This is a genomic window from Massilia sp. S19_KUP03_FR1 (assembly GCF_036688685.1).
GTDB lineage: Bacteria > Pseudomonadota > Gammaproteobacteria > Burkholderiales > Burkholderiaceae_D > JALYUM01.
The window spans coordinates 92,318-118,799 of the sequence record NZ_JAQQPS010000003.1 but is presented as its reverse complement, the minus strand read 5'-3'; the positions used below and the strand labels follow the sequence as shown (position 1 = coordinate 118,799).

Below are 26,482 nucleotides of genomic sequence, written 5' to 3'. Positions count from 1 at the left end.
AGCAGCAGTAAATCCGACGGCGCTGCGGCGCCGTTTTTTTTATTCGGGAGACAGAATGCAAGCCTTGAGCGGCTCGGTCGGTAACCTGCGCAGCATTTACATGATGCTGATCGCGGTCGTCATGTTTTCGCTGATGGACACCGCCATGAAACTGCTGGCCGCCGATTTCCCGGCCATGCAGGTGGCCAGCCTGCGCTCGCTCGCCTCGCTGCCGCTGATCGTCGCTTACGTCGCCTGGCGCGGCGGCTTTACGTCCATCCTGCGCGTGCACTGGCCGCTGCACTTGCTGCGCGCCGGGCTCGGCATCATGATGCTGGCGCTGTTCGCCTTCGGCGTGAATCAACTGTCGCTGGCCGAAGCGTATTCGATCTTCTTCATCGCACCGGCCCTGATCACGGCGCTGTCCGTATGGATATTGAAAGAGCGTGTCAGTGGCGGCCAATGGGTGGCCATCGCCGTGGGCATGGCCGGCGTGCTGGTGGTACTGCGCCCGAGCGGCGAGGGCGTCCTGACGATGGGCGGGCTGGCGATCCTGGCGGCGGCAGCCATGTACGCGGTCTCGTCGATTACCGGGCGCATCCTGTCCCGGCTCGACAGCAGCGCGCACATGGTGTTCTGGCTGATGACCTTGATGGCCATCGGCGCGACGGCACTGGCCTGGCCGAACTGGAAAGCGGTGCCGCTGGAGCGCCTGCCCTTGCTGTGCGGCCTCGCGTTTTCCGGTTTTTTTGCCCAACTGGCCATTACCGAAGCCTTCGCACACGGCGAAGCGTCGCGCGTGGCGCCGTTCGAATACTCGGCCCTGGCCTGGGGCGTGGGGCTGGACTGGGTACTGTGGCAGGTGCTGCCCGACCGTTACACGCTGATCGGCGCGGCCATCATCATCGCCAGCGGCCTGTACCTGATCCGGCGCGAAACGGTCCACACGGAATCGGAACATCCATAAGCGTTGCATTCCTGCTACCGCGGGGGGTATGCCGCGCGGCAAAAGCAGGGAAACGATATAATTTACGGATGTTAAAACAACGAACTGTCAAACAACTGGTGCGCACCACCGGTGTCGGCCTGCACTCGGGCACCAAGGTCGAACTGACGCTGCGCCCGGCCGCCATCGACACCGGCATCGTGTTCCGCCGGGTCGACCTCGATCCCGTCGTCGAGTTCGTCGCCAGTGCCGGCGTGGTGGGCGACACCCGCATGGCCTCGGTGCTGGTCAAGGACAACGCGCGCGTGTCCACGGTCGAGCACCTGATGTCGGCCTGCGCCGGGCTCGGTATCGACAACCTGTATGTCGACGTGTCGGCCGAAGAAATTCCGATCATGGACGGTTCGGCCTCGTCGTTCGTCTACCTGTTGCAGCAAGCCGGTGTGGAAGAGCAGGGCGCGGCCAAGAAATTTATCCGCGTCATCAAGGAAGTGGAAGTGCGCCATGGCAGCGGCGCCACTGAAAAATGGGCCAGGCTGGTGCCGTACGACGGCTTCAAGCTCGATTTTTTTATTGAATTCAACCATCCCGCCGTGGACGGCACCACCCAGCGCGCCAAGGTCGATTTCGGCACGGTGTCGTACGTGCACGACGTCGCGCGCGCGCGCACCTTCGGCTTCATGCAGGACGTCGAAAGTCTGCGCGGCATGGGCCTGGCGCGCGGCGGCTCGCTCGAAAACGCCATCGTCATGGACGAGTACCGCATCCTCAACGCCGATGGCTTGCGCTACGAAGACGAGTTCGTGCGCCATAAAATCCTCGACGCCATCGGCGACCTGTACCTGGTTGGTCATCCGCTGCTGTGCAGCTACGAAGCCCATAAATCCGGGCACGCGCTGAACAATCAGCTGCTGCTGGCCCTGCTGGCGCGCCCGGATGCTTACGAAATCGTTACCTTCGACGAAGCCGGCGCAGGCATCGTGCCTATGTCCTACGGCAAGCAAATGGCGCGCGAGTGGGCGCTGAACTAGTTCCTGTCCTGTTGCAACGATGAGGAGAAGTCCATGTCGATGGTCGCACCTGCAGAGCTGATCAACGCCTATATCGATGCTTATAACCGGTTCGACCTCGATGCCATGTGCGCACTGCTCGCATCCGATATCCGATTCGAGCATTATTCCAACGGGCAATTGGGTGCGCAGGCGTCCGGCCTTCGCGAATTTCGCCTGCTCGCGGAAACCGGTGCTGCACTATTCGCGGAACGGGAGCAACGGCTCACCGCGCTCAGCTTCGATGGCAGTCATGCCAACGTCGACATTGCATTCCAGGCCAAGCTGGCCGCGGACATTCCCGGTGGACCGCCGGCAGGGACAGTGCTGACGTTCAACGGCAGCAGCGTGTTTACGTTCGATCAGGGCCGCATCAGCAAGATCGTCGACCGCGCGTAGCAGCAACGCGCATCACAGCTCGATGACCAGGTTCTCGCGAAACTGGATCTGCTCGTTCTTGCTCAGATACCCCAATGGATTGGCCACCACGCGGCAGCCATGGACCACGTAATCGTTCATGCAATGCAGGTGCCCATGCATCCAGACATCGGCCAGCGCCAACAAGTCATCGAGCGCATTGCAGAACCCTGCGGTGCCGGCCGCCAGGCCATAGCGCGGGTCGGCGCTCAATAAACTCGGCGCGAAATGGGTTACCACCACCGTCTTGCCGTCGAACGGTGCGGCCAGCGCCGCGCGCAGCCAGGCCTGGCAGGCTAGCGACATGGCGCGCAAGCCCTCGGCCAGCACCGGTTCGCCGTGCGCCAGGGTGGTGTTCTTGCTCAGGTAATAGTTCGCTGCCCGCATGGCCTTGTGGCGCATCGCGAGCTGCTTTGTCACGTCGGGTGCGCGCACGGCCAGTGCATCGAAATCGCTCCACAGCGTTGTGCCCAGGAAGCGCACCTGACCGATGGTGACCACTTCCTGCTCCAGCCAGGTGATGCCCAGGCGCGCGCAGGTGGCGCGCAGGCGTGCCGTGGTTTCGGCGAAATCGAGGGAATCGAACTCGTGGTTGCCGGGGACGAACAGCACCACCGGGCAGGGGGCGCCCAGCGCGGGCGCAAACAATTCCAGGCCGAAGTCGCTCGAATGCAGGCGCGAGCCGCTCTGGTAGGAGCCGATGTCGCCGGCCAGCACGATGACGTCAGTGCCTGGGAAGATGACGGGGCGAAACGACGGATCGCGTTCCAGGTGGAGGTCGGAGAAGAGCTGGATGCGCATAGTTGCGTCAGTATATAGATATGCATGGCGAAATATGCAGGGAGGGCTTCGGCCGCCGGGAACGTCGCGTTCGCTTGATCCCGCCAGCGACCCTTTTTCTGTAAAATATTTGCACCAATTAACATTTAGCGGACCGCGCAAGGCGCGCGCCGCAATCTGCCCATGTTCACCCACCTGCCCGACCTCGATCGAACCCCGCCGGACGGCGCCCCGCCCGCGCCACGCCTGCATGACAACCGCCTCGAGTATCGCGACCTGCTGCGCCTGTTCGAACAGGCGCCCGGCTTTGTCTGTTTTTTTCGCGGACCGGAACACGTCTACGAGTTGCAGAATCAGGCGCACCATCGGCTGGCCGAATTCAAGGACATCATCGGCAAACCGGTGCGCAAGGCGCTGCCGGAGCTGGCCGGCCAGGGCTTCTTTGAACTGCTCGATGATGTATTTGCCACCGGCGTCCCGTTTGTCGGCGCGGCCCTGCCGCTGGCGGTGGCGCCGGCCGAAGGCGGCGATGTTGAACAGCGCTACATCGACTTTGTCTACCAGCCGATCGTCGACGAGAACCAAACCGTGGTCGGGATTTTTTCGCAGGGCAGCGACGTGACCGAGCGGGTGCTGGCGCAGCACCGGCTGCAGGCCAAGCAGGAAGAGCTCGAGCAGATGGTGGAAGCGCGCGGGGTGGCGCTGGCCGAGGCGCAGGCCGCCCTGAAACTGGCCCAGGAACTGCAGGGCGCCAAGGCGCACCTGCAGCGCTTGTTTGAACAGGCGCCGGGTTTCATTTGCGTGTTGCAGGGCGAGGAGCACGTCTTTGAACTGGCCAACCAGGCTTACCGGAATATTTTTGGCGGACGCGAACTGGTGGGCCAGACGCTGCGCGAAATCCTGCCGGAAATCGAAGGGCAGGGTTTTATTGAACTGCTTAACAATGTCTACCAGACCGGCCAGGCCTACGTCGGGCGCGGCGTGCCGCTCCAACTACGTAGCGCGCCCGACGCGGCTGATCCGGCCGGCACGCTGCGCTTCCTCGATTTTGTCTACCAGCCGGTGCAGGGCGCCGACGGCCGCGTATCCGGCATTTTTGTCCAGGGCAGCGACGTCACCGAACAGCGCAATGCGCAGATCGAACTGACCCGCTACCAGACCGAACTCGAGTCGCTGGTCGGGGCCCGCACCGCCGAACTGTCCAGCGCGCACGACGCCCTGATCCGGTCGCAGAAGCTGGAGGCGATCGGCAAACTGACCGGCGGCGTGGCCCACGACTTCAACAATATTTTGCAGGTTATCGGCGGCAATTTGCAGTTGCTGCAGGTGGCATTGCCGGAAGGCCGCGCGACGCGCTATGTGGCGTCGGCGCTGCAGGCAGTCCAGCGCGGCGCGAAACTGTCGTCGCAGTTGCTGGCCTATGCGCGGCGCCAGCCCTTGCAGCCGGTGGTCATCGACCCGGCGCGGGCGCTGGCCGACATGGACGACATGCTGCGCAGGGTGTTGGGCGAAACCATCGAGATCGAGATGGTCAAGGCCGGCGGCCTGTGGAGCATGGCGGCCGACCCGCACCAGCTCGAAAACGTGCTGCTGAACCTGGCAATTAACGCGCGCGACGCCATGCCCGGCGGAGGCAAGCTGACCATCGAAATTGGCAATGCCATGCTCGACGACTGCTACGTGGCCTCCGAGCCCGACATCAAGCCGGGCCAGTACGTCATGTTCGCCATTTCCGACACCGGTTGCGGCATGTCGCCCGAGGTGCTCGATCGGGCCTGCGAGCCATTTTTCTCGACCAAGCCGGAAGGGCACGGCACGGGTCTCGGCCTGTCGATGGCGTATGGTTTCGTGAAACAGACCGGTGGACATTTCAAGATCTACAGCGAGGAGGGCGAGGGTACCACCTTCAAACTGTATTTTCCGCGCTCGTTCGAGGTCGAAGCAAGCCAGTCTCCGATCCAGGGCGGCGCAGCTTTGGTCACCGGCGGCAAGGAAACCATCCTGGTGGTGGAAGACGATCTGTCGGTGCAGGGCACGGTGGTAGAACTGCTGGGCAGCATGGGCTACCGCGTGCTCAAGGCCGACAACGCCGACAGCGCGCTGGGCATTTTGAAGAGCGGCCTGCCGATCGACCTGCTGTTCACCGACGTGGTCATGCCGGGCCAGTTGCGCAGTCCCGAACTGGCGCGCCATGCCAGAGGCCTGCACCCGCAGATCGCCGTGCTGTTCACCTCGGGCTACACCCAGAACGCGATCGTCCATGGCGGCCGGCTCGACCCGGGCGTGGAGCTGCTGTCGAAACCGTATGGACGAGACCAGCTGGCGCGCAAGGTGCGTTCGATGCTGGCCGCGGCGCCGGCTGCCGCGCCGGTTCCGGCCGGGCGCCGCATATTGGTGGTGGAGGACAATCCCGACCTGCTCGAGATGGCCTGCGAACTGCTGGCCAAACTGGGCCATATCGTCCAGGGTGCGGTGAGCGGCGAAGAAGCGCTGGCGCGGGTGGAGCAAGAAGCGTTCGACGTGCTGCTGACCGACCTGGCGCTGCCGGGCGTGTCCGGCGTCGACGTGGCGCGCCGGGCCCGGTCGGTGCGCCCGGCCTTGCAGGTGATTGTCGCCTCGGGCTACGGCGCGCCGGAGCCGGCGGCGCTGGCCTTCCCATTTGCCGTGTTGCCGAAGCCGTATTCGCTGGACCAGTTGCGCGACGTGGTCGCGACGCTGCCGGAATAAGGTTTATTCGGCGCGGCGCCGTGCCGCCATCGACTTGATGGCGGCAATCAGGCGCGCATTCTGTTCGGTCGCGGGCAGGGTGTCGCCCAGTTCTTCAAAGGCGCACACTGCCATCTCGGGCAATTCCAGCACGCGCATCTGCACCGTCGACGGCAGCGCGCGCGTGACCTGCACCTTCAGTTTCACCGACTCGACCTGCCAGCCGCGCTTGATCAGGTCGCCCTGCAGCTTGGGGGCCTGCTGCTTGAGTTTGGCGGCAATGGCCGAGCTGGGCGTGGCCAGCACCAGGGCGCCGTCCTGGAACGACAGCACGTCGCAGTTGTCGAACATGGGTGGCAGGGCGGCGGCAATGTCCTTCTGCAGGCTGGCCATGCGCATGGCCGTGGGCAGCAGGCTGGCCATGCGCTCGTTGGCGCGCAAAAATTCGGTCGCGCCGATCGAGGTGTTGCGCACGCGGGTGCCATACAGGTGCACAGGGCGCGGGGTAGCATGGTTGGGAGGGGAGGCCATGACCGGAACATACCACAGGGGCTGATATGTCTCAACGTGGTCCCGCTTAGCCAGCGAATGGGCGCGAAAGTGAGACATTGTTTCCCGGCACGATCTTGTTATACGCTCTACAATCCCCAAGTGTGGCTGGACCCCATGCTAAAATCGGTAGTTTTGTGCCATAGGCGGTCTCCGATGGATGTCGTAACGGCATTCTCCCTTGGTCTTTTCGCGGCGTATTTTTCAAGAATTCAAGCATGTCATTACTGACCCAGATTTTCGGTAGCCGCAACCAGCGGCTGCTCAAGCAATATCAAAAAACCGTGCGCGCGATCAGTGCGCTCGAGCCGCAGATCGAAAAGCTGTCGGACGAGCAATTGCAAGCGAAAACGGCTGAATTCAAGGCGCGCGTCGCCAAGGGTGAAACGCTGGACGACCTGCTGGTCGAAGCGTTCGCCGTGTGCCGCGAGGGTGCCAAGCGCGTCCTCAAAATGCGCCACTTCGATGTGCAAATGATCGGCGGCATGGTGCTCCACTACGGCAAAATCGCCGAAATGGGCACCGGCGAGGGCAAGACCTTGATGGCCACCCTGCCGGTCTACCTGAATGCGCTGTCCGGCAAGGGCGTGCACGTGATTACCGTCAACGATTACCTGGCGCAGCGCGATGCCGACTCGATGGGCCGCCTGTATGGCTGGCTGGGCTTGACGACCGGTGTCAACCTGTCGCAGCTCGACCACGACACCAAGCAGCGCGCCTACGCTTCGGACATCACCTACGGCACGAATAACGAATTCGGTTTCGACTACCTGCGCGACAATATGGTGTTTGAAGCCGGCGAGCGGGTTCAGCGCGTGCTGAACTTCGCCGTGGTCGATGAAGTCGACTCGATCCTGATCGATGAAGCGCGTACGCCGCTGATCATTTCCGGCCAGGCCGAAAATCACACCGAGCTGTATTACAAGATCAACGAACTGCCAGCGATGCTGACCTTGCAGGTGGGCGAAGAAACGCCGGACGGCAAGGGCAAGATCGAAGTACCGGGCGACTACACCAAGGACGAGAAAGCGCACACCGTGCTGCTGACCGAAGCCGGCCACGAAAAGGCCGAGCAGGTCCTGACCGAAATGGGCTTGCTGCCGGAAGGTGCGTCGCTGTACGACTCGGCCAATATCACCCTGATCCACCACCTGTATGCGGCCCTGCGCGCCCACGCGCTGTACTTCAAGGACCAGCATTACGTGGTGCAGAACGATGAAATCATCATCGTCGATGAATTCACGGGACGCCTGATGACGGGCCGGCGCTGGTCGGAAGGCCTGCACCAGGCGGTCGAAGCGAAAGAGGGCGTGCGCATCCAGAACGAGAACCAGACGCTGGCCTCGATCACGTTCCAGAACTACTTCAGGATGTACTCGAAGCTCTCGGGCATGACCGGGACGGCCGATACCGAAGCGTATGAATTCCAGGAAATTTACGGTCTCGAGACCGTGGTGATTCCACCGAACCGGCCATCGCAGCGCAAGGATCGCCAGGACCAGGTCTACAAAACGTCGGCCGAGAAATACAACGCAATGCTGATCGACATCCGCGATTGCTATGAGCGCGGTCAGCCGGTGCTGGTCGGCACCACCTCGATCGAAAATTCGGAAATGTTGTCCGGCATTCTGGCCAAGGCCAATCTGCCGCACAATGTGTTGAACGCCAAGCAGCACGCCCGCGAGGCGGAAATCATCGCCCAGGCGGGCCGCCCGAAAATGATCACCATCGCCACCAACATGGCCGGTCGCGGTACCGACATCGTGTTGGGCGGTAACGTCGAGAAGCAGGTGCAATTGATCGACGAAAGCGTGAGCTTGTCGGAAACCGACAAAGCCGCCCAGTCGCACACCGTGCGCGACGAATGGCAATCGCTGCACGACCACGTGGTGGGCGCCGGTGGCCTGCACATCGTCGGCACCGAGCGCCATGAATCGCGCCGCGTCGACAATCAGCTGCGCGGCCGTTCGGGCCGCCAGGGCGATCCGGGTTCGTCCCGCTTCTACCTGTGCCTCGACGACGCCCTGCTGCGCATCTTCGCGGGTGACCGCGTGCGCGCCATCATGGACCGCCTCAAAATGCCGGAAGGCGAACCGATCGAAGCGGGCATCGTCTCGCGCTCCATCGAAACGGCGCAGCGCAAGGTGGAAGCGCGCAACTTCGACATCCGCAAGCAATTGCTGGAATACGATGATGTCGCCAACGATCAGCGCAAGGTGATCTACAGCCAGCGTAACGAGTTGCTGGAAACGACGGACATCTCCGAACTGATCGCTTCCCTGCGCGGCAGCGTGTTTGCCGACGTGGTGCGCACCCATGTGCCGGCCGAGTCGGTGGAAGAGCAGTGGGACATCGCTGCACTCGAGTCGAACCTGGCCGACGAATGGAGCCTGAATGTGCCGCTGGCCGGGGCGCTGAAGGAAGATAGCAACCTCAACGACGAAGACATCCTCGAGCGCGTGCAAGCTGCGGCCGAAGCGGCCTACGCGGCGAAAATCGCCATTGTCGGCAAGGAATCGTTCGGCGGCTTCGAGCGCAATGTCATGCTGCAAAGCGTCGACAGCCACTGGCGCGAGCACCTGGCCGCGCTGGACCACCTGCGCCAGGGTATCCATTTGCGTGGTTACGCGCAAAAGAACCCGAAGCAGGAATACAAGCGTGAAGCGTTTGAACTGTTCTCCGGCATGCTTGACGAGATCAAGCTGGAAGTGACCCGCCAGATCATGACGGTGCGCATCCAGACGCGTGAAGAAATCGATGCGGCCGAAGCAGCCATCGCTGCGACGCACCCGCAAGTGGCCAACGTCAATTACCAGCACTCCGAGTTCAATCCAGCGTCGGCGCCGGAAGACCTGTTTGCGCCGAGTTCGTCGCCAGTCGCCCCGGCCTCGCTGGTGGGCGACGATGCCAATACCTACGATGGCGTCAAGGTGGCCCGCAACGATCCATGCCCTTGCGGCAGCGGCAAGAAGTTCAAGGCGTGCCACGGCAAGCTGGCTTAAGCAGAAAGCGCCACTACAGGCAAGCTGTACCGACGCTGAACGGCCCGATCGACATGTCGATCGGGCCGTTTTTTTTCAATGCCCTGTTCGGCAGGTGCTCGGCAATTCTGAAGGCTCGTGCAGAGTGTTGCTCAGAATATATTAAATTGTGCTCATTCTCCTACAGGGGCGAACGTAGTGCGCCGATGGTAGCCCAGCTCGTCAGTGTGCATAATCGGTACAACTTAATTCAGACGAGGTAACCATCATGAAACAAGCAATCAGCATTCTTCTCGCCGGGGTACTCGCGATGGGCCTCTCGGCCTGTGGTCCGAAGACCGATACCACCACCAGCACAACGGGCGCGAACGCGACCGACACCACTGCCACCGCGACAGTCGGCACGCCGAACGGCGCTGGCGGCACTGCCGGCATGAACAGCGAGGGCGGCGTCCCAGCGGCAACGTTGACGACCGGCGGCCCAGACATGGCCAGCGGTACATCCGGCGCCGGCACCCCGACCGATGCAAGCACGACGTCGACCGGCGCCAGTATGGCCAACGGCACCACTGCATCGAGCACTGATACCACTGCTGCCTCCAGCGACAGCGCCACCGCGCGGAAACACGCACCAGGCACGAACGAATCGCATCCACGCGCCGACGCAGTCAACAAAGCAAATGGTGCGAAATAAATAACGTGTAAAATAAGTGATTCAACAGGCTTGGTGGACAGACCGCCAAGCCCGTTTGATGTGTGTATCGATGTTGATGCACTTTGGGCGCGGCCGGGGTTATTCCCGCTCGCGCCCAAATAGTTTTTCCTCGTGCCATAAGGTTACGAACAGCGTCATCACCACCGGGCCGACGAACAGGCCGATTAAACCGAGTGTCTCCACACCCCCCAGGATTCCAAGTAGCACCGCCAGGAACGGCAGCGCCGTGGCATTGCCGATGATGGTCGGACGCACGAAATGGTCGGCCACGAACAGGACCGCGGTACCCCATACCACGATGCAAATCGCTGCCACCGTGCTTCCCTTGAGCAGCAACACTAGCGCCACAGCACCAAATGCCAGCGGTGCGCCGAACGGAATGATGGCCAGTACGCCGGTCGCGGCGGCCCACAGCACGGCCGACGGTACCCCGGCCAGTTCATAGGACAGTCCTAGCAGCACGCCCTCGGCCAGCCCGACCAGCACCAGGCCGTTGACGGTGGCGCGCACGGCGGTGGGGATCTTGGTCGAATACAGTTCCCAGCGCCCGGTGCCGATCAGGTGGTCGCCGATGGCGCTGACCTGGCCGCGCAAGGCCAGGCCATCCTTGTAAAAGAAGAACAGCGCCATGAAGGCAAAACCGACGTCGATCATGCGGTGCAGGGCATTCGCGCCGACCGTGCGCAGGACCTCGCTGGCCGAATGCAGGCGGGCGATCGAGCCGTCCTGCAGCAGGTGCGCCAGGCCATGGGGCTGGCCCAGCGTGGCGGCCCACCAGTCGTAGATCTCGGCGCCGGCCAGGGGGAGGTGCAGCAACCACTGCGGCGCGCCGATGCCGGCATTGTTGGCGTTGGCCACCATCAGCGCCAGCGCCGGGGCCTGGTGCGCGGCCTGCACCACCCCCAGCACCAGGGGCGTGACGAACACCAGGGCGCTGATCAGCGTGGTCGCTGCCGCCGCCGCAATCGTGTGGCCGCGACAGGCGCGCAGCACGCGCAGGTACAGCGGCCAGGTGGCAATGCACAGTATCACCGCCCACAGCAGCGGCAGCACGAAGCGTTGTGTGACGAACAGGGCGCTGGCGATGATCGCCAGCGAAAAAATCGAGCTGAACAGGTCGCGGCGGGCGGAACTGGATGTGCTCATGGGGGACGCTTTCAGGTTCACGGACGCGTGCTGCCGGGCGCGCGCGTGACGGTCCACAACTCCGACACGGCCACCGGCTTGCCGTCGCGCAGTGCGGGGATATAGGTGCATTGTGCGGCGGCCGCCAGCACCGCCTGGTCGTAGCCGGGCCAGCCGCTCGAGCGCGCCATGGCCAGCTTGCCCACGCTGCCGTCCGGATTGACGGTCAACTGCAGCGCCAGCGCCAGGGCGCGGTCCTGCGCCACCACCTCAGGCGGGAAGTCGGGCAGTACACATTTTTCCGCGATGCGGCGCGCGCGCATCATGCCGGCGCTGCTGTTGAGCGCGGCCAGCGGCGCGTCCGGGGTCGGCAGTTGCAGCGGCTTGCCGTTGATGCGGACTTCGCCATCGCGCACGTCGATGGTGGTCACCAGCATATCCTCTTCCAGGCGCACGTAGCCCTTGGCCAGGGCGGTGCGCAACATGGCGTCGTAGGCACCGGCACCGGCCCTGGCGATGGTGTCGGCATCGGCGCCAGGCTGCTGTTTGGCCAACTGCTTGCGCGCCATGCCCTCGGCAAAGGCGCGCACCATCGCCACCGGCACGGCGATGTCGGCGTGCACCACGACTTTCTTGAACAGGACGGCCGGCTGGTCCAGGTCGGCAGGCGTAAGGTTTTCCATGTGCACCTGGCCGTGCATGCGCGCGGTGCTGCCGTGATATTTGAAACTGGTGTCATCGAGGTCGATGACGGCGCCCTTGGCCATCACGGCCAAGCCGAACTGGCGCAGCATCGGCAGCATGAGGGCACTGCGCTGGGCCGGGGTGGCCGCTTGCCCCAGCTTGTCGCGCTGTTCCTTGAACTGTTTGCCAAGCTTGTTCGACTTTTCAAGCGCCGCTTTGTCGATGCCGTTGAAACGCATGGCCAGGTGCAGGTCGTCGATCCGCTCGCCCTGCACCGTCAATGTGCGCATGCCGGTTTCAAACAGCATGCTGGCGCTGGCGGAGCGGTCGGTGACGGCGAATCTGGAGAACAGGCCATCCATGGCGACCTTGCTGCCGTCCTGTTTCATCTGCATCTGCACCGAGCCGATGTTCGACGCCACGTCGCCGTACGGCGAATCGATGTCGGCGCTGTTGACGGAAGCGGTCAGGTCGCGCACGTCGACGCGCGCAGTCTTGTCTTCCAGGGTCAGGCGCGGGACGGTGAACTGGTGCGTGGCAGCGCGGCCGCCGGGCTGCAATTGCAGCGTGCCCTGAATCGGCTCCCAGGAAATGGCGCTCCCGTCCGGACTGGCATGGCGCAGCGCTGGCGCCGTGAACAGGTAATCGCGGCCGCCGCCCGGCGCCTGCTGGCGCGTCACGGAGAACAGCTGGTCGGTGCCCAGTTGCGTGACCAGCAGAGCCGAGGTGGCGGGCGAGAAGCGAAAGCCGGGCAGGGTGTCCAGCCATTGTGCGTACGAGCCGGATGCGCGCCTGGCCGTCACTTCCGTGAGCGCTGCGGTAAGCGCGGCGACTGTCGGTGATGGCGGTTTCGGTGCCGGCCTGGGTTGCACGATGGCCGTTGCGGGCGGCGTGGCGCTGGTCGGGGCCGCGCCAAGCGCCGGCAGGCTGGACAGGAAGAACAGGGCGCCGGCAGCGCACAAGGCACGGGTCATGGTTATTCTTTTAAGTTGTAATGTTGATGATTATCAATCAAGTGATACCGAAAGTCTCCTGCCATGTGCTGCAGTTAAGGCTGGCTTCATTCAGCGCTCGTGCCGCTGCCCGCAGCACAAAACGGTACAATCATGCCTTCTGATTCTTACACTTGAGATCGCCATGGCCGTCAACTCCCCGCTCCCCATCGCAGCCGCGCTGCATCCCGTCAACGGCATCGAGATCGGCTATGCCGAAGCCGGCATCAAGAAGCCCGGCCGCAAGGACGTGCTGGTCATGAAGCTGCAGGATGGCGCCACCGTCGCCGGCGTATTCACCACCAACCGCTTCTGCGCCGCACCGGTGCAGGTCAGCCAGGCCAACCTGGCGAAGGTGACGGCAGGCGGCGCGCCGATCCGCGCGCTGGTGGTCAACACCGGCAACGCCAATGCCGGCACCGGCGCCACTGGCCTGGCCAATGCCCAGGCCACCTGCGCCGCGCTGGCCGATTTGCTCGGCTGCGCGCCGGAACAGATCCTGCCGTTTTCCACCGGCGTGATCCTGGAACCGCTGCCGGTACAGAAAATCGTCGCCGGCCTGCCCGCCGCGATTGCCAACCTGAAAACGGATAACTGGTTCAACGCGGCCGAATCCATCATGACCACCGACACCCAGCCGAAAGCGGCGTCGCGTGAAGTGGTCATTGGCGGCCACCTGGTCACCATGACCGGCATCAGCAAGGGCGCCGGCATGATCAAGCCGAACATGGCCACCATGCTGGGCTACCTGGCATTCGACGCCAAAGTCGCGCAACCGGTGCTCGACCAGCTGGTGCGCTTTGCCGCCGACCAGTCGTTCAACTGCATCACCATCGATGGCGACACGTCCACCAACGATTCCTTCATGCTGATCGCCACCGGCGCCGGCGACCTGCACATCGACAGCGTCGACAGCCCGGACTACGTCGCCCTGCGCGACGCCGTGACCGACCTCGCGCGCAACCTGGCCCAGCAAATCATCCGCGACGGCGAAGGCGCCACCAAGTTCATCACCATCACGGTCGAGCAAGGTACGTCGCTGGCCGAGTGCCGCAAGATCGCCTACTCGATCGCCCACTCGCCGCTGGTCAAAACGGCGTTCTTCGCGTCCGACCCAAACCTGGGCCGCATCCTGGCGGCGATCGGTTACGCCGGCGTGGACGACCTCGATGTCACCAAGCTGGATCTGTACCTCGACGACGTCTGGGTGGCGCAAAGCGGTGGGCGCCATCCGGATTACCAGGAAGCCGATGGCCAGCGCGTGATGAAGCAAAGCGAAATCACCGTGCGCGTGACGCTCGGTCGCGGCGATGCTGCGGCCACGGTTTGGACCTGCGACCTGTCGCACGAATACGTGACGATCAACGCCGATTATCGCTCATAGGATGACGACGCTCGACCAATTCCTGCAGCGCGCCGAAGCCTTGCTGGCGCGCGTCGAAGCCGTGCTGCCGCCGGTCAACGCGCGCGAGCCGGACTGGAAGCGCAGCACCGCGTTTCGCTGGCGTGCGAACGCCCACGGCCGCGGTTTTTATTTGCAGCCGGTGATGCACGCGTCCACCATCACCTTGAACGACCTGCACAACATCGGCCCGCAAAAGCAGCAGATCGAGCAGAACACGCGCCAGTTCGTGCGCCGTCGTCCGGCCAACAATGTCCTGTTGACCGGCGCGCGCGGGACCGGCAAGTCGTCGCTGATCAAGGCAGTGCTGAACAACTTCGCCAACGAGGGCCTGCGCCTGATCGAAGTCGACAAGGCCGACCTGGGCAGCCTGTCCGATATCGTCGACCTGGTCGCCGGCCGGCCCGAGCGCTTCATCATCTTTTGCGACGACCTGTCGTTCGAAGAAGGCGAGGCCGGCTACAAGGCCTTGAAGGTGGCGCTCGATGGTTCGATCGCCGCGCAATCGGACAATGTGCTGATCTACGCAACCTCGAACCGGCGTCACCTGATGCCGGAGAAAATGTCGGACAACGCCAGCTACAAAAACGGCGACGACGGCGACCTGCATCCGGGCGAAACGGTGGAAGAAAAGATTTCGCTGTCCGAGCGTTTTGGCTTGTGGGTCTCGTTCTATCCGTTCAGGCAGGACGACTACCTCACCATCTGCGCGCACTGGCTGTCCAGCTTTGGCTGCACAGCGGCGCAGATCGACGGCGCGCGCCAGGAAGCGCTGCGCTGGGCCTTGCAGCGTGGCTCGCGCTCGGGCCGGGTGGCGTGGCAGTTTGCGCGCGACTATGCCGGCAGGATGGCCGATGACTAAGCCAGTCGATGTCGCGGTCGGGATATTGATGCAGCCGAACGGCGACGTTCTGCTGGGCCAGCGGCCTGACGGCAAACCGTACGCCGGCTACTGGGAATTCCCGGGCGGGAAAGTCGAAGCGGGCGAGGCTATCTTTGCGGCCCTGCAGCGCGAATTCGTCGAAGAACTGGGTATCCATATCGTCTCGGCAGAGCCGTGGTGTGGTGTCGAACACGTGTACGAACACGCCCACGTGCGCCTGCATTTTTATATCAGCCGGCATTGGCAGGGCGAGCCGCAAAGCCTGGAAGGGCAGGCGTTTGCGTGGCAGGGGGCGGTCGGCGTTGCGCCCTTGCTGCCGGCCACGATCCCGCTGCTGGAATGGCTCGATCAATTGCGCTATGCTGCGGCCGGCACAACAAACGTTTAACGAAGGATCTGCGTGAAAATCATCGTCTTGGGAAGTGGCGTCATTGGCGTGACGTCGGCATATTACCTGGCCAAAGCCGGCCATGAAGTCACCGTCATCGACCGCCAGAGCGCCGCCGGCATGGAAACCAGTTTCGCCAACGCCGGCGAAGTCTCGCCCGGCTATTCGGCGCCATGGGCCGGCCCCGGCGTGCCGGCGAAAGCCGTCAAATGGCTGCTGATGCAACACAGCCCGCTGGTGGTGCGCCCGTCGCTTGACCCCGACATGTGGCGCTGGATGTTCCAGATGCTGTCCAACTGCAACCACAAGAGCTACAACGTGAACAAGGGCCGCATGGTGCGCCTGGCCGAGTATTCGCGCGACTGCCTGGTGCAGTTGAGGGCAAGCACCGGCATCGCTTACGACGAGCGCAGCCAGGGCACGCTGCAGCTGTTCCGTAACCAGGCGCAGCTGGAAGGCGCGGCCACCGACATCGCCGTGCTGGATCAGTACAAGGTGCCCTATAAAGTGCTGGATGCCGCCGGTTGCGAAGCGGCTGAACCGGCACTTGCGCGCGTGCGCGAAAAATTCGTCGGCGGGCTGCAATTGCCGGGCGACGAAACGGGCGACTGTTTCAAGTTCACCCAGGCGCTGGCCAAACTGGCCGAGGGCCTGGGCGTGACGTTCCGCCAGAACGTCACGATTCAAAACCTGGTCACCACGGGCGACAAGGTCACCGGCGTGAATACCTCGGCCGGCACGTTCACAGCCGACAGCTTCGTCGTCGCGCTGGGCAGTTTTTCGCCGTTGCTGCTGAAACAGGTCGGCATCCGCATTCCGGTCTACCCGGTCAAGGGTTATTCGATCACGGTGCCGATCCTTGATGCGAGCGGCGCGCCCGAGTCGACCATCATGGACGAAACCTACAAGGTCGCCATCACCCGCCTCGGTGACCGCATCCGCGTTGGCGGCACGGCGGAAATCGCCGGCTACGACCTGCGCCTGCACAAGGCGCGGCGCGACACGCTGGAGCATTCGGTGACCGACCTGTTCCCGGCTGGCGGCGATGTGTCGCAGGCCACGTTCTGGTGCGGCCTGCGCCCGATGACGCCGGATGGCACGCCGGTGATCGGCCCGACGCCATTCAAGAACCTGTTCCTCAATACCGGCCACGGCACGCTGGGCTGGACCATGGCGTGCGGTTCGGGCCGGGTGCTGGCCGACCTGGTGGCAGGGCGCCAGCCGGAGATCGGGCTGGAAGGCTTGTTCATGAACCGTTACGCGCACGGCAACAAGCCAATTGTGGTGCCGGTAGGTATTACGGCCTGACGCGGCGGCGTCGCCGTGCGCCCTTGTCCTGTAAACGATGGCACCATACGCATTTGCCGAACCGGCAAAATGCGTATGGCTTTGAACAGGACGGGTATGCACGCGAAGCAGTTCACTCTTGACGAGCGTCTGCTCGATCATTTGCCGGCCGGGGTCGTGGTGCACGACGTGCGCTCGGCAGTGCTGGCTGCCAACCGCGAAGCCCAGAAACTGCTGGGTCTTGACCTGGGCGGCATCGTCGGACGCAAAGCCACCGATCCTGCCTGGCATTTTATTCAGCGCGACGGTAGCGCGATGGCGGTACCGGATTTTCCCGTCGTCCAGGCCTTGCGCGAGCAACGCGCCATCTCGGACCTGGTACTGGGGGTGCTGACAGAGGGCGTCGATGCGGTGCGTTGGCTCATCTGCAACGCCTATCCGGTATTCAATGCCGATCACACCGTGCAGTCGGTTGTTGTCTGCTTCACCGACTGCACCGAGCTGGTCCGCGCACAGGACTTGCTGCAACAGTCCGAACAACGCCTGCAACTGGTCCTGCGCGGTGCGAACGATGCGAGTTGGGACTGGCATCTGGACGCAGACAGGATGTATTATTCGCCGCGCTGGTGGACCATGCTTGGTTATCCCGCTGACACGCCTGACAGCAGTCCGGCGCGCTGGGTGCAATTTCTCGACCCTGCCGACCGGGACCGCACGCAGGATACGCTGCACAGCGTCCTTTCCGGCGACGCGGATTCGTACAGCCTGGAGTTCTCCCTGCAGCACCGCGACGGCCATTACGTGCCAGTCCAGAGCAAGGGCTGTATCCTGCGCGACAGCGCCGGACGTGCGACCCGCATTGCCGGGACCAACGTCGACCTGACCGAACGCAAACGGTTTGAGCGCCAACTAATTCTCACCGCGGACCACGATCACCTGACCGGCCTGCCGAATCGCCGTTATCTTTCCAGGCAACTGGAGGCTACCCTGGCCGACGCGGCGTCCACCAGCGCGCGCGGCGCCGTGCTGCTGATCGACCTGGACGATTTCAAACTGCTCAACGATACCGAAGGCCATGCGGTCGGCGATCTGTTGTTGCGCGCCGTGGCAGCCCGGCTGCTGGGCGCCGTCGGCGCGGGGGACTTTGTCGGCCGCCTCGGCGGCGATGAATTTGTCGTCATTCTGGCGCCGTTCGTCACGCCCGGCCACGATTTCACGGCTGGCGTCCTGGCCAGGTGTGTGGCGCTGCAGGCCGCGCTGTGCCAGCCTTACCGGCTCGGGGAGAGCGACCACCGGGTGACGCCAAGCTTCGGCTGCGTCTTCTTTGGCGATGCAGCCACATCCGCCGACACGGTGCTGAAACAGGCCGACATCGCGCTGTACGCAGCCAAGTCGGCCGGACGCAATACGGTCCGGATCTTCGAGCCTGCCATGCAGGACGCCATCGAAGCGCGGGCGCGGTTGCAGAGCGAATTACGACATGCAATCGCGCATGGCGATCTCGAACTGTATTACCAGCCGCAGTTCGACGCGAACCGGCGCCTGACCGGCGCCGAGGCACTGCTGCGTTGGAATCATGCCGGGCGCGGCCTGATTACGCCTGGGGCGTTCATCGAGGCAGCGGAAACCAGCGATCTGATCATCGAAATTGGTCACTGGGTACTCGACGAAGCCTGCCGGCGTCTCGCATCGTGGGCGCGCGATCCTGCTCTGCGCGACATCGCGCTCAGTATCAACATCAGCGCGCGCCACTTGCAGGAGAGCGATTTTGTCGCCCGATCCCTTTCCATCTTGCAGCGCGCCGGCGCCGACCCGGCACGGTTGACAATGGAGCTTACGGAGGGCGTGCTGATCGACGATACCGAAGAGACGATCGAAAAAATGCGCGCGCTGCGGGCTTGCGGCGTCGGCTTTTCGCTCGACGACTTTGGCACCGGCTTCTCATCGCTGCGTTACATTCACCGGTTTCCGCTCAAGAACCTGAAGATCGACCAGTCGTTCGTTGCCTCCTGCAATCACGATCCGCATGCCGGCGCCATCGTGGAAATCGTTATTGCACTGGCCAAAAAGCTATCGCTCGGAAATATTGCAGAGGGCGTGGAGACGGTCGAACAATTTGGATTCCTCACCAGTCTCGGCTGCACCGGCTTTCAGGGTTACCTGCTTGGTCGCCCCATGCCTGCAGCACAATTCGAGTTGTTGGCGCGCACCACGAAAGCCGGTGCGGGCAAAATACCCCAGATTTGACCATCTTTGTAGAACGCGGCGGTTTTTGGTTTGCGACGGTGAGGGTAACGATCGGGATGGGGTTCCTTTCAATGAACCTGTCCGCAAGACCTCAAGGTTCGAGCGGATCTTCCAGCGGATCGGTGGGTGCGGCAGCGGGAATGGTGTATTTCTCTTCGGCCCAGGCGCCCAAGTCGATTTGTTTGCACCGCTCGGAACAGAACGGGCGGAATTTGTTGGCGTCGATCCACTCGACTTTTTTGGCACAGGTAGGGCAGGCGACAACGGTCATGGCAATACAGCTCTCAACATCTAAAAATTACAAAGGGTCAATTGAAACGGCGTGTCTTCTTCCAGCGGCTTGGGTTTCAGATCGCCGCCCTGAGTGGTGAAGCGCACCCACAACATGTATTTATTGGCTGAAATCTCGGGGATGGCCGCGAGATCATCAAGCGTCAGGCGCAGCATTTGGTAAACTTTACCTTGTAGCATTTGCTGATAACTGCCGGCCACCGCGACCATGTTCACCGGGCCGCCCGAATCGCGCAGCAGGCGCAACACCAGCGCGAGCGCGTCGAACAGCGGCGCCAGCGGGCCGAACCAGCCCATGATGTCCTGGTAGCGCTGCGGGGCCGGGCGTTGCTGCCAGGCGTGATAGGAGGGCAAGTCGAATTCGCAGGCACCGCCGGGAATGATGGTGCGGCCACGGATGCTCATCAGCCACTCATTGTCACGCACGTTCTGGCCGGTCTTGCCCTGGGCGCCGGCCAGCGCGACGCTCGCCCCGTCCAGTTCGGCCAGCACGGCGTCGAGCGTAGCGACTGCCACGTTCGGGTTGGTGCGGTAGGACAGCAGGCTTTGCTTCTGGCGCTCGAGCTCCTGAAGAAGGTCCGATTTCAGGTCGGCGCGGCCGGCCACTTCCAGCATGTCGAAGATGGTCGACAAGGCGATATGATGCTGCAGAGGATGCTCTTGCTGAACAAAAAATTTGAACTTGTCATACAGGTCTTCCAGCCGTAACAACGTGCGAACGCGCTCGTTGAAAGGATATTCGTAGACGATCAAAATAACATCCTTTTGAATGAGGCTGGTGGGCTGGAAGCAATCATGTGATTCTGAACCAAGCGAGGCAAAATTACAAATGTTGACTAGATTTACTCACGCCAGCGCAAGATAAAACTGGTGCAGGCGCTCAACCTGCGGCAGCAAGGCATCCAGCCCGGCATCGTTGTCGATCACGTCGTCGGCGGCGTCCAGGCGTTGCTGCCGGCTCGCCTGTGCCGCCATGATGGCCTGCACCTGCGCTTCGGGCAAGCCATTCCGCGCCATCACGCGGGCAATTTGCGTCGACTCCCGGCAATCGATGGCCAGGATGCGCTGCACGCGCCCGCGCCAGTTGCCCGATTCCACCAGCAGCGGCACCACATAGATCAGGTAGGGGCCGGTCGCGGCCAGCGCGGCAGTGGCGGTGGCGGCGCGGATCATCGGGTGCAGGATGGCTTCCAGGCGCGTGCGCGCGCCCGGGTCAGTAAAGACGAGCTCGCGCATGCGTGCGCGGTCCATGGCGCCGTCCGGGGTGGCGTAGTCAGGCCCGAAGGCCTGCAGCAGGGCCGCCATGGCGGCGCCGCCGGGCGCGGTCAGCTGGTGCGCGATCACGTCGGTGTCGATCAGCGCCGCGCCGCGCGCCGCGAACAGGTCGGCCACGGTGCTCTTGCCGCAGCCGATGCCGCCGGTCAGGCCGACTGCAAAGCGCGCCCCCATATCAGGGGGTGGTGTACTGCTGGAACGTGCGCATGATCTGGTGGCCGTACAGCAGCGCCAGCAGGCCGGCGCCGGCCAGGTAGGGACCGAACGGAATCTTCTTGTCGCTGGCCTGGCCTTTGAAGAACATCATCGACAGGCCGATCACGGCGCCCACACCCGACGACAGCAGGATGATTGCCGGCAGCATCGCCCAGCCCATCCAGGCGCCTAGCGCGGCCAGCAACTTGAAGTCGCCCCCCATCATGCCGTCGTGCCCGCGCACCAGCTTATAAACGAAGTTGACGCTCCACAGCGACATATAGCCGACCGCCGCGCCGATGACGGCGTCGTGCAGCGGCACCAGCGTGCCATTCAGGTTGATTAACAGGCCCAGCCACAGCAGCGGCAAGGTCATGTTGTCCAGCAAGAACTGGGTGTCGTAGTCGATCATGCTCATGGCGATCAACAAGTACAGGAACACCAGCGAACCGATGCCGAGCAGCCCGGTGCCGAAATGCCAGACCATGACGGCCGAGAGCACGCCGGTGACCGCTTCGATGATCGGATAGCGCGCCGAAATCGGCGCCTTGCACTGGCTGCATTTGCCGCGCAGTACCAGGTAGCTGACGACCGGGATGTTTTCCAGCGCCGTGATCTGGTGGCCGCAGTGCGGGCACTTCGAGCGCGGCACCATCAGGTTGAAGCGCTCGGTATGCGGCTGCGGCTTGCCTTGTTCCTCGGCGACCTCGTTTTCCCATTCGCGCTGGAACATGATCGGCACGCGGTAGATCACCACGTTCAGGAAACTGCCGATCAACAGGCCGAAGACGCCGGCCACCAGTGCGGCGGTCAGGGTGCCAGGCGGGATATTGAAATACAGGTCGAAGACGTCGAAAGGCATAAAGTTCCAGTAAACAAGGGAAGCTGCGGTACGGCGGCGATTCTCCAGGACAATCATTTTAGGCCGTTTCGCCCGCTTTGTGGGTGCTTGCAACACTGGCGCAGGCATTGCTGGCGCACTTGTTGCGGATCAGTCGCGGCCAGTTGTGGGTCCGCTACGCTGACCCGGGTATCCCCCCACTTTGCGAAGGAGTCGCCATGGCGCGCAACCAGTTCACTTTTGTCAACCACGCGTCCTTCATGGTGCAGACCGACGCCGCCGTGCTGCTGGTCGACCCCTGGCTCGAAGGCAGCGCCTTCAACCAGGGCTGGAGCCTGCTCGACCGTTCGACCAGCAACGCGGCCCTGGTGGCGCAACTGAACGAGGCTGCGCTGCCGGTGTTCATCTGGATCTCGCACGAGCACCCCGACCATTTCTCGATTTCCTTCATCAAGTTATTGCAGGCCGAGGCGCGCGTGCGCGTCACCTTCCTGTACCAGCAGACGCTCGACGGTCGCGTGGCCGGCTTCCTGCGCAAACAGGGTTTTGCCGTCATCGAATGTGCGCCGGGTGCGCCGGTCACGCTGGGCCACGACATGCGGATTGCCGTGTTTCCCTACAGCGAAGGCGACTCCTGGGCATTGATCCAGAGTGGCGGGCGCAGCTTGCTGAACCTGAACGACTGCGTGGTGAACACGCCCGACCAGTGCCGCGAAGTGCAGGCGCAGGTGGCCGCGCTGGCGCCGCGTATCGATGTGCTGCTCACGCAATTCGGTTACGCCAACTGGGTGGGCAATCCCGACCAACCCGAACGGCAGCAACAGGCCGCGGCAGAAAAAATCACCCGCATGGCGCTGCAAATTGGCATGCTCAAGCCAGGCCTGATTCTGCCGTTTGCGTCGTTCGTCTACTTCAGCCAGCCGGACAATGCCTACCTGAATGCCGCGCAGAACACGCCGCGCCGCATTGCCGACGCCACCCGCCTGGCCAAGATGGCGCGCTCGATCCGCTTCCTGCAGCCGGGCGCCAGTTTCGATCTCGACAGCGCAAGCGCGGCATCGCTGACCGACACCCACCGGCGCGCGCTGGCGCACTGGTCGGCGCTGCTGGCGGGCGACTTGCTGCTACTGCCTGCCACGGCAGCCGCTTCGCTGGACGAGGTCCGGGCCGCGTTCGAGGGCTACCGGGCGGCCGTCACGCGCAGCCTGCACCACTTGCCGCAACTGCTGGAACTGGCGCACCGGATTGCGCCGCTCGACGTCGCGCTAAGCGACTTGCAGCAGACTGTGCGCTGCTCGTACCGCAAGGGGCTGCGCGTGCTGGACGCCGGTGCCGCGCACCACGTGTCCATGACGGCGTCGAACGCCGTGTTTTTATTCAGGAACGAGTACGGTTTCGACACCACGCAGGTGAATGGCCGCTTTCAGGCAGCCGATGCTGCCGCACTGGCCGCATTCAGCCGTTTCTTCCTGCCCCAGCGCATGGCGAAAAACGGTTACGACCGGCGCCACCCGCGCGCCACCCTGCGCTACCTGGTCAGGCGCGCACGCGCCGCCTGATCAGGCATCGTCAGGTTCTTCTGGCGGGCGCCATTCCGGGCGCATGCCCGCACGTGGCGCCGGTTTGTCGAGGGCGGCGACCCGTGCGCGCCGCGCCAGCGCGCGGTCGGCCATCCACTGGCCGCCTTCACCCTTCAACGCGGCCGTCACCACTTTCTCGGGCAGGCTGTAGACGGTGGCCCAGGTCGCGCGGCCGTCAGGCCCGTTCGCCGGAAAACTGTTGGTCTCCACCGGCCAGTGGTATTTACGCTTCAAGGATTTGACGATGGCGGCCAGCGTGACGCGCCCCTGCAGCGGCTCGGCGCCGGACTGGTCGTCTTGCGACAGCAGCACGGCGAGGACCGCGCCGCGGCCCGTGGTCGCGCCTGGATAGATGGGTTTTTTGGATGCCATGGACGTATTCTAATTGCTGGACGCGGGCAGCCAGATGTCGAAGCGCGTTTCTCCCGTGTTGCCAGCGCCGCCTGGCGCCAGCGCCCACGTGAAGCCGTGGCGCGTGAGCACTTCGCGCACGAACATCAAGCCGATGCCCTGGCCGCCTTTCTTGGTGCTGAAGAAGGGCGTGAACAGCTGGCGCATGGGCGTGGCGTCGAGCTGGCCACCGGAGTCGACGATCGCCAGTTGCGCGCCCTGGCGCGTCGCCATCAAATCGATGCGGATCGCGCCGCCCGTGCTGCCATTGGCTGCATTGCCGGCCTCGATCGCTTCGATCGCGTTCTTGACGATGTTGAGCAGCGCCTGCTCCATCAGCTGCACGTCCAGCTGCACCGGCGCCACATCGTCGCGCCGGCCCCAGGACAGCAGGATGGCGCGGCTGTGGCACTGCTCGCGGCTGAGCCAGAGGATATCGTCCATCACGGCGCCGATGTGCGCCGGGCGCAGCTCGGGCGCCGGCATTTTGACGACTTTCGTGAACCTGTCGATGAATTCGCCCAGGCCTGTATTCCTGCGCTTGACCGCGACGATTGCGGTGCTGAAGTCCGCAGCATCGGTGTCGGTCAACTGGCCGCGATAGGCCAGCAGCGAGTCGAGCACCGAGCCGGTGGCGGCGACCGTGTTGTTCACTTCATGGGCCAGCACGCGCACCAGGCGTTCATAGGCGGCGCGCTCCGAGTCTTCCAGTTCCACCGTCAATTCTTCCACCATCAGGAAGTGACGCGTAAAACCGCGGTCGAAAAACTGACCGCGCTGGGCGCGGTAGCGACGCCCTGCCAGGTCGGTCAGCACATCGCTCTCTCCCAGAGGCAACGCATCGAGCTGGCGCACCAGGTCGCGCGTGCGCGGGTCGGCCGCGCCATCCGCGCAGGCGAGTAAAGTCTGTCCGAGCGGCTCTGCGCTGCCGAGCAGTGCCAGGCCGCTGGCGTTGACCAGCGAGAGAGCATGGTCGAAGTCGAACACCAGCACGGCGTTCTGCGTGGCGGCCAGCAGGCGGTCGAGAAACCCCTGCTGCTCGCCGATCGCCAGGCGTTCGCGGTGCAGCGTCGCCAGCATGGTGTTGAAGGTGGCCACCAGCTCGTCGAGCTCGCGCATGCCTGGTGCGGCCAGGCGGCTGGCGTACTGCTGGTCGGCCAGCAGATCGTGGAAGCGCTGCGTGTAGCCGAGCGGCGCCAGCGCGCGCCGCAGCTGCCACCAGCCCAGCACCAGGCTGGCGACCAGCAGCCCTTCGGCGCCGACGAACAGCCACGGCTGCGCCGGCAGCAGCAGCGTGGCGCAGCCGAACAGCAGCACGTGTACGGCCACCAGGTAGCTTGTGAAACTGGTGCGCAGTTTCATGGGGCGCTTCGTGGATCGACGCCGTCGGTCAGACCGTGGCGTTCCAGGCGCCGGTACAGCGCCGTGCGCGACAGGCCGAGGGTCTTGGCCACGCGCGAGATATTCCCGACGTGCTGCTGCAGCGCCTGCGCAATCATCTGGCGCTCGACCTGTTCGATGGTCATGCCGTCCACGCCCAGGCGCGTGCCGGGGGCGCTGTCGTCGACCGCGCTGGTGGCCAGGAAGTCGGCCTGCGCCAGCTGCGTTTTGCCGGACAGGAGCAGCGTGCGTTCGAGCGTCTGCTTCAGCTGGCGGATATTGCCCGGCCAGGGTTGTGCAGTGAGCCAGTCCAGCGCGGCGGGGGCCAGCGTCACGGCGCCCAGGCCATAGCCCTCGGCCACGCTGGCGGCGATGTGGCGCGCCAGCAGCGCGATATCGCTCCTGCGTTCGCGCAGCGGCGGCAGGCGGATCGTGATCAGGTTCAGGCGGTAAAACAGGTCTTCGCGGAACTCGCCGCGCGCCACCAGCTCGGCCAGCTCGCGGTTGGTGGCCGACACCACGCGGATATCCGCCTGCAGGTCGCGGCTGGTGCCGACCGGCTGGTAGCGCTGGTCCTGCAGCACGCGCAGCAGTTTTACTTGATCGGCGCGGTGCAGTTCGCCGATCTCGTCCAGAAACAGGGTGCCGCCGTCGGCGCTGGCGATATGGCCCTTGCGATCGGCGCGCGCATCGGTAAACGCGCCGCGCACGTGGCCGAACATCTCGCTCTCAAAAAGCGACGGCGTGATCGCGCCCATATTGATCTTGACGATGGGCGCGCCGGCGCGCGGGCTGTTGCGGTGGATGGCGTCGGCAATGAGTTCCTTGCCGGTGCCGCTTTCGCCGAGGATCAGCACGGGCGCGCGCGTGCGCGCGACCTGGGCCACCGTTTCCAGCACCTTGAGCAAGGCCGGATGTTCGCCGACGATGGTGCCGAAGTCGGCGCGGCCGTCGAGTGCAGCACGGGCCTGGCGCGGCGCGGCTGGCACGGCGGGCGCGCTGGAGACCAGCGTTGCCTCGATCAAATCGACCAGCTGCGCATTGTCCCAGGGTTTGGTGAAAAAATTCGCGGCGCCGGCCTGCACGCCGCGAATGGCCAGCGCAATCGAGCCCCAGGCCGTCATCAACAGCACCGGCAGGGCAGGATAGTGCTGGCGTAGTTCCAGCAACAGCGCCATGCCTTCCTCGCCGCTGGTCTGCAGTGAAAAATTCATGTCCTGCAGCGCCAGGTCGAACCGACTGGCGGCGAGTGCCGCCAGCGCTTCGCGCGGGCCGTCGCAGCAAACCGCGTCGAAGCCGGCCTGCTTGAGCAGCAGGGCCAGCGACACCTGTACCGCGCTGTCGTCGTCGACGACCAGGATGCGCCGCTTGCCTTCTGATTTCATCGATTGCCTGTTTGA

23 protein-coding genes are annotated in these 26,482 nt (G+C 63.9%); 12 read left to right on the top strand and 11 right to left on the bottom strand.

What is annotated here, in order from left to right; all coding sequences use genetic code 11:
- Positions 1-55: 55 nt before the first annotated feature.
- The 3 genes from V6M87_RS03860 (at position 56) to V6M87_RS03850 (ending at position 2,373) form a co-directional block, all read left to right on the top strand.
- The gene (locus tag V6M87_RS03860) at positions 56-946 is read left to right on the top strand and encodes a DMT family transporter (protein WP_332848421.1); all 891 of its coding nucleotides are present in this window, start codon (positions 56-58) and stop codon (positions 944-946) included.
- Between the two features lie 68 nt (positions 947-1,014).
- The gene (lpxC, locus tag V6M87_RS03855; protein ID WP_332848420.1) at positions 1,015-1,956 is read left to right on the top strand and encodes a UDP-3-O-acyl-N-acetylglucosamine deacetylase; all 942 of its coding nucleotides are present in this window, start codon (positions 1,015-1,017) and stop codon (positions 1,954-1,956) included.
- Between the two features lie 33 nt (positions 1,957-1,989).
- Positions 1,990-2,373 carry a nuclear transport factor 2 family protein gene (locus V6M87_RS03850; protein ID WP_332848419.1) on the top strand — a complete coding sequence of 128 codons (384 nt, stop codon included), beginning with the start codon at positions 1,990-1,992 and terminating at the stop codon, positions 2,371-2,373.
- A gap of 12 nt (positions 2,374-2,385) precedes the next feature.
- Here V6M87_RS03850 and V6M87_RS03845 read toward each other — a convergent pair whose 3' ends face one another.
- Complete coding sequence (locus tag V6M87_RS03845; RefSeq protein ID WP_332848418.1) at positions 2,386-3,192, bottom strand: metallophosphoesterase; 807 nt, start codon at positions 3,190-3,192, stop codon at positions 2,386-2,388.
- A gap of 162 nt (positions 3,193-3,354) precedes the next feature.
- Between V6M87_RS03845 and V6M87_RS03840 the strand changes: the two genes are divergently transcribed.
- Positions 3,355-5,898, top strand: coding sequence for a response regulator (locus V6M87_RS03840; protein ID WP_332848417.1), 2,544 nt, complete (start codon positions 3,355-3,357; stop codon positions 5,896-5,898).
- Between the two features lie 3 nt (positions 5,899-5,901).
- On the opposite strand, the gene V6M87_RS03835 is transcribed toward V6M87_RS03840, so the two are convergent.
- Entirely contained in the window at positions 5,902-6,408 is a 507-nt protein-coding gene (locus V6M87_RS03835; RefSeq protein ID WP_332848416.1) for a DciA family protein, read from the bottom strand.
- Between the two features lie 236 nt (positions 6,409-6,644).
- On the opposite strand from V6M87_RS03835, the gene secA reads away from it, so the two are divergent.
- Together secA and V6M87_RS03825 are read left to right on the top strand one after the other, a co-directional pair.
- Positions 6,645-9,428, top strand: a complete 2,784-nt coding sequence (secA, locus tag V6M87_RS03830; RefSeq protein WP_332848415.1) for a preprotein translocase subunit SecA — start codon at positions 6,645-6,647, stop codon at positions 9,426-9,428.
- A gap of 247 nt (positions 9,429-9,675) precedes the next feature.
- Entirely contained in the window at positions 9,676-10,101 is a 426-nt protein-coding gene (locus V6M87_RS03825) for a hypothetical protein (RefSeq protein WP_332848414.1), read from the top strand.
- A gap of 99 nt (positions 10,102-10,200) precedes the next feature.
- On the opposite strand, the gene V6M87_RS03820 is transcribed toward V6M87_RS03825, so the two are convergent.
- The gene (locus tag V6M87_RS03820) at positions 10,201-11,268 is read right to left on the bottom strand and encodes an AI-2E family transporter (RefSeq protein WP_332848413.1); all 1,068 of its coding nucleotides are present in this window, start codon (positions 11,266-11,268) and stop codon (positions 10,201-10,203) included.
- A gap of 17 nt (positions 11,269-11,285) precedes the next feature.
- A complete protein-coding gene (locus V6M87_RS03815) occupies positions 11,286-12,905 on the bottom strand; it encodes a DUF945 family protein (RefSeq protein WP_332848412.1) in 1,620 nt (539 codons plus the stop codon).
- A gap of 163 nt (positions 12,906-13,068) precedes the next feature.
- Here V6M87_RS03815 and argJ point away from each other — a divergent pair, with 163 nt between their 5' ends.
- From argJ to V6M87_RS03790, 5 genes are all read left to right on the top strand, one after another.
- Positions 13,069-14,307 carry a bifunctional glutamate N-acetyltransferase/amino-acid acetyltransferase ArgJ gene (gene argJ, locus V6M87_RS03810; RefSeq protein ID WP_332848411.1) on the top strand — a complete coding sequence of 413 codons (1,239 nt, stop codon included), beginning with the start codon at positions 13,069-13,071 and terminating at the stop codon, positions 14,305-14,307.
- A gap of 1 nt (position 14,308) precedes the next feature.
- The gene (locus V6M87_RS03805; RefSeq protein WP_332848410.1) at positions 14,309-15,187 is read left to right on the top strand and encodes an ATP-binding protein; all 879 of its coding nucleotides are present in this window, start codon (positions 14,309-14,311) and stop codon (positions 15,185-15,187) included.
- The gene (locus V6M87_RS03800; protein ID WP_332848409.1) at positions 15,180-15,596 is read left to right on the top strand and encodes an NUDIX domain-containing protein; all 417 of its coding nucleotides are present in this window, start codon (positions 15,180-15,182) and stop codon (positions 15,594-15,596) included. Before V6M87_RS03805 ends, V6M87_RS03800 begins: the two co-directional genes overlap by 8 nt.
- A 12-nt stretch (positions 15,597-15,608) precedes the next feature.
- Positions 15,609-16,904 carry a D-amino acid dehydrogenase gene (locus tag V6M87_RS03795; RefSeq protein ID WP_332848408.1) on the top strand — a complete coding sequence of 432 codons (1,296 nt, stop codon included), beginning with the start codon at positions 15,609-15,611 and terminating at the stop codon, positions 16,902-16,904.
- A gap of 96 nt (positions 16,905-17,000) precedes the next feature.
- On the top strand, positions 17,001-19,130 hold the full coding sequence (locus tag V6M87_RS03790) for a putative bifunctional diguanylate cyclase/phosphodiesterase (RefSeq protein WP_332848407.1): 2,130 nt from the start codon (positions 17,001-17,003) through the stop codon (positions 19,128-19,130).
- 91 nt (positions 19,131-19,221) lie between these two features.
- Here the strand turns inward: V6M87_RS03790 and V6M87_RS03785 are convergent, their stop codons facing one another.
- The 4 genes from V6M87_RS03785 to V6M87_RS03770 form a co-directional block, all read right to left on the bottom strand.
- On the bottom strand, positions 19,222-19,401 hold the full coding sequence (locus V6M87_RS03785) for a DNA gyrase inhibitor YacG (protein WP_332848406.1): 180 nt from the start codon (positions 19,399-19,401) through the stop codon (positions 19,222-19,224).
- A gap of 20 nt (positions 19,402-19,421) precedes the next feature.
- A complete protein-coding gene (gene zapD, locus V6M87_RS03780) occupies positions 19,422-20,174 on the bottom strand; it encodes a cell division protein ZapD (protein WP_332848405.1) in 753 nt (250 codons plus the stop codon).
- Between the two features lie 93 nt (positions 20,175-20,267).
- A complete protein-coding gene (coaE, locus tag V6M87_RS03775) occupies positions 20,268-20,870 on the bottom strand; it encodes a dephospho-CoA kinase (protein WP_332848404.1) in 603 nt (200 codons plus the stop codon).
- Between the two features lies 1 nt (position 20,871).
- The gene (locus tag V6M87_RS03770) at positions 20,872-21,753 is read right to left on the bottom strand and encodes a prepilin peptidase (RefSeq protein WP_332848403.1); all 882 of its coding nucleotides are present in this window, start codon (positions 21,751-21,753) and stop codon (positions 20,872-20,874) included.
- 197 nt (positions 21,754-21,950) lie between these two features.
- Here V6M87_RS03770 and V6M87_RS03765 point away from each other — a divergent pair, with 197 nt between their 5' ends.
- Positions 21,951-23,291: an MBL fold metallo-hydrolase gene (locus V6M87_RS03765; RefSeq protein WP_332848402.1), complete on the top strand. Its 1,341-nt coding sequence runs from the start codon at positions 21,951-21,953 to the stop codon at positions 23,289-23,291.
- Here V6M87_RS03765 and V6M87_RS03760 read toward each other — a convergent pair whose 3' ends face one another.
- Genes V6M87_RS03760 through V6M87_RS03750 form a run of 3 tightly spaced genes read right to left on the bottom strand, consistent with a single transcriptional unit; the run spans position 23,292 to position 26,467 of the window.
- On the bottom strand, positions 23,292-23,684 hold the full coding sequence (locus V6M87_RS03760; RefSeq protein WP_332848401.1) for a hypothetical protein: 393 nt from the start codon (positions 23,682-23,684) through the stop codon (positions 23,292-23,294).
- 9 nt (positions 23,685-23,693) lie between these two features.
- The gene (locus tag V6M87_RS03755) at positions 23,694-25,064 is read right to left on the bottom strand and encodes a sensor histidine kinase (RefSeq protein WP_332848400.1); all 1,371 of its coding nucleotides are present in this window, start codon (positions 25,062-25,064) and stop codon (positions 23,694-23,696) included.
- The gene (locus tag V6M87_RS03750; RefSeq protein ID WP_332848399.1) at positions 25,061-26,467 is read right to left on the bottom strand and encodes a sigma-54-dependent transcriptional regulator; all 1,407 of its coding nucleotides are present in this window, start codon (positions 26,465-26,467) and stop codon (positions 25,061-25,063) included. The genes V6M87_RS03755 and V6M87_RS03750 overlap by 4 nt, the downstream gene beginning before the upstream one ends.
- Between the last annotated feature and the right edge of the window lie 15 nt (positions 26,468-26,482).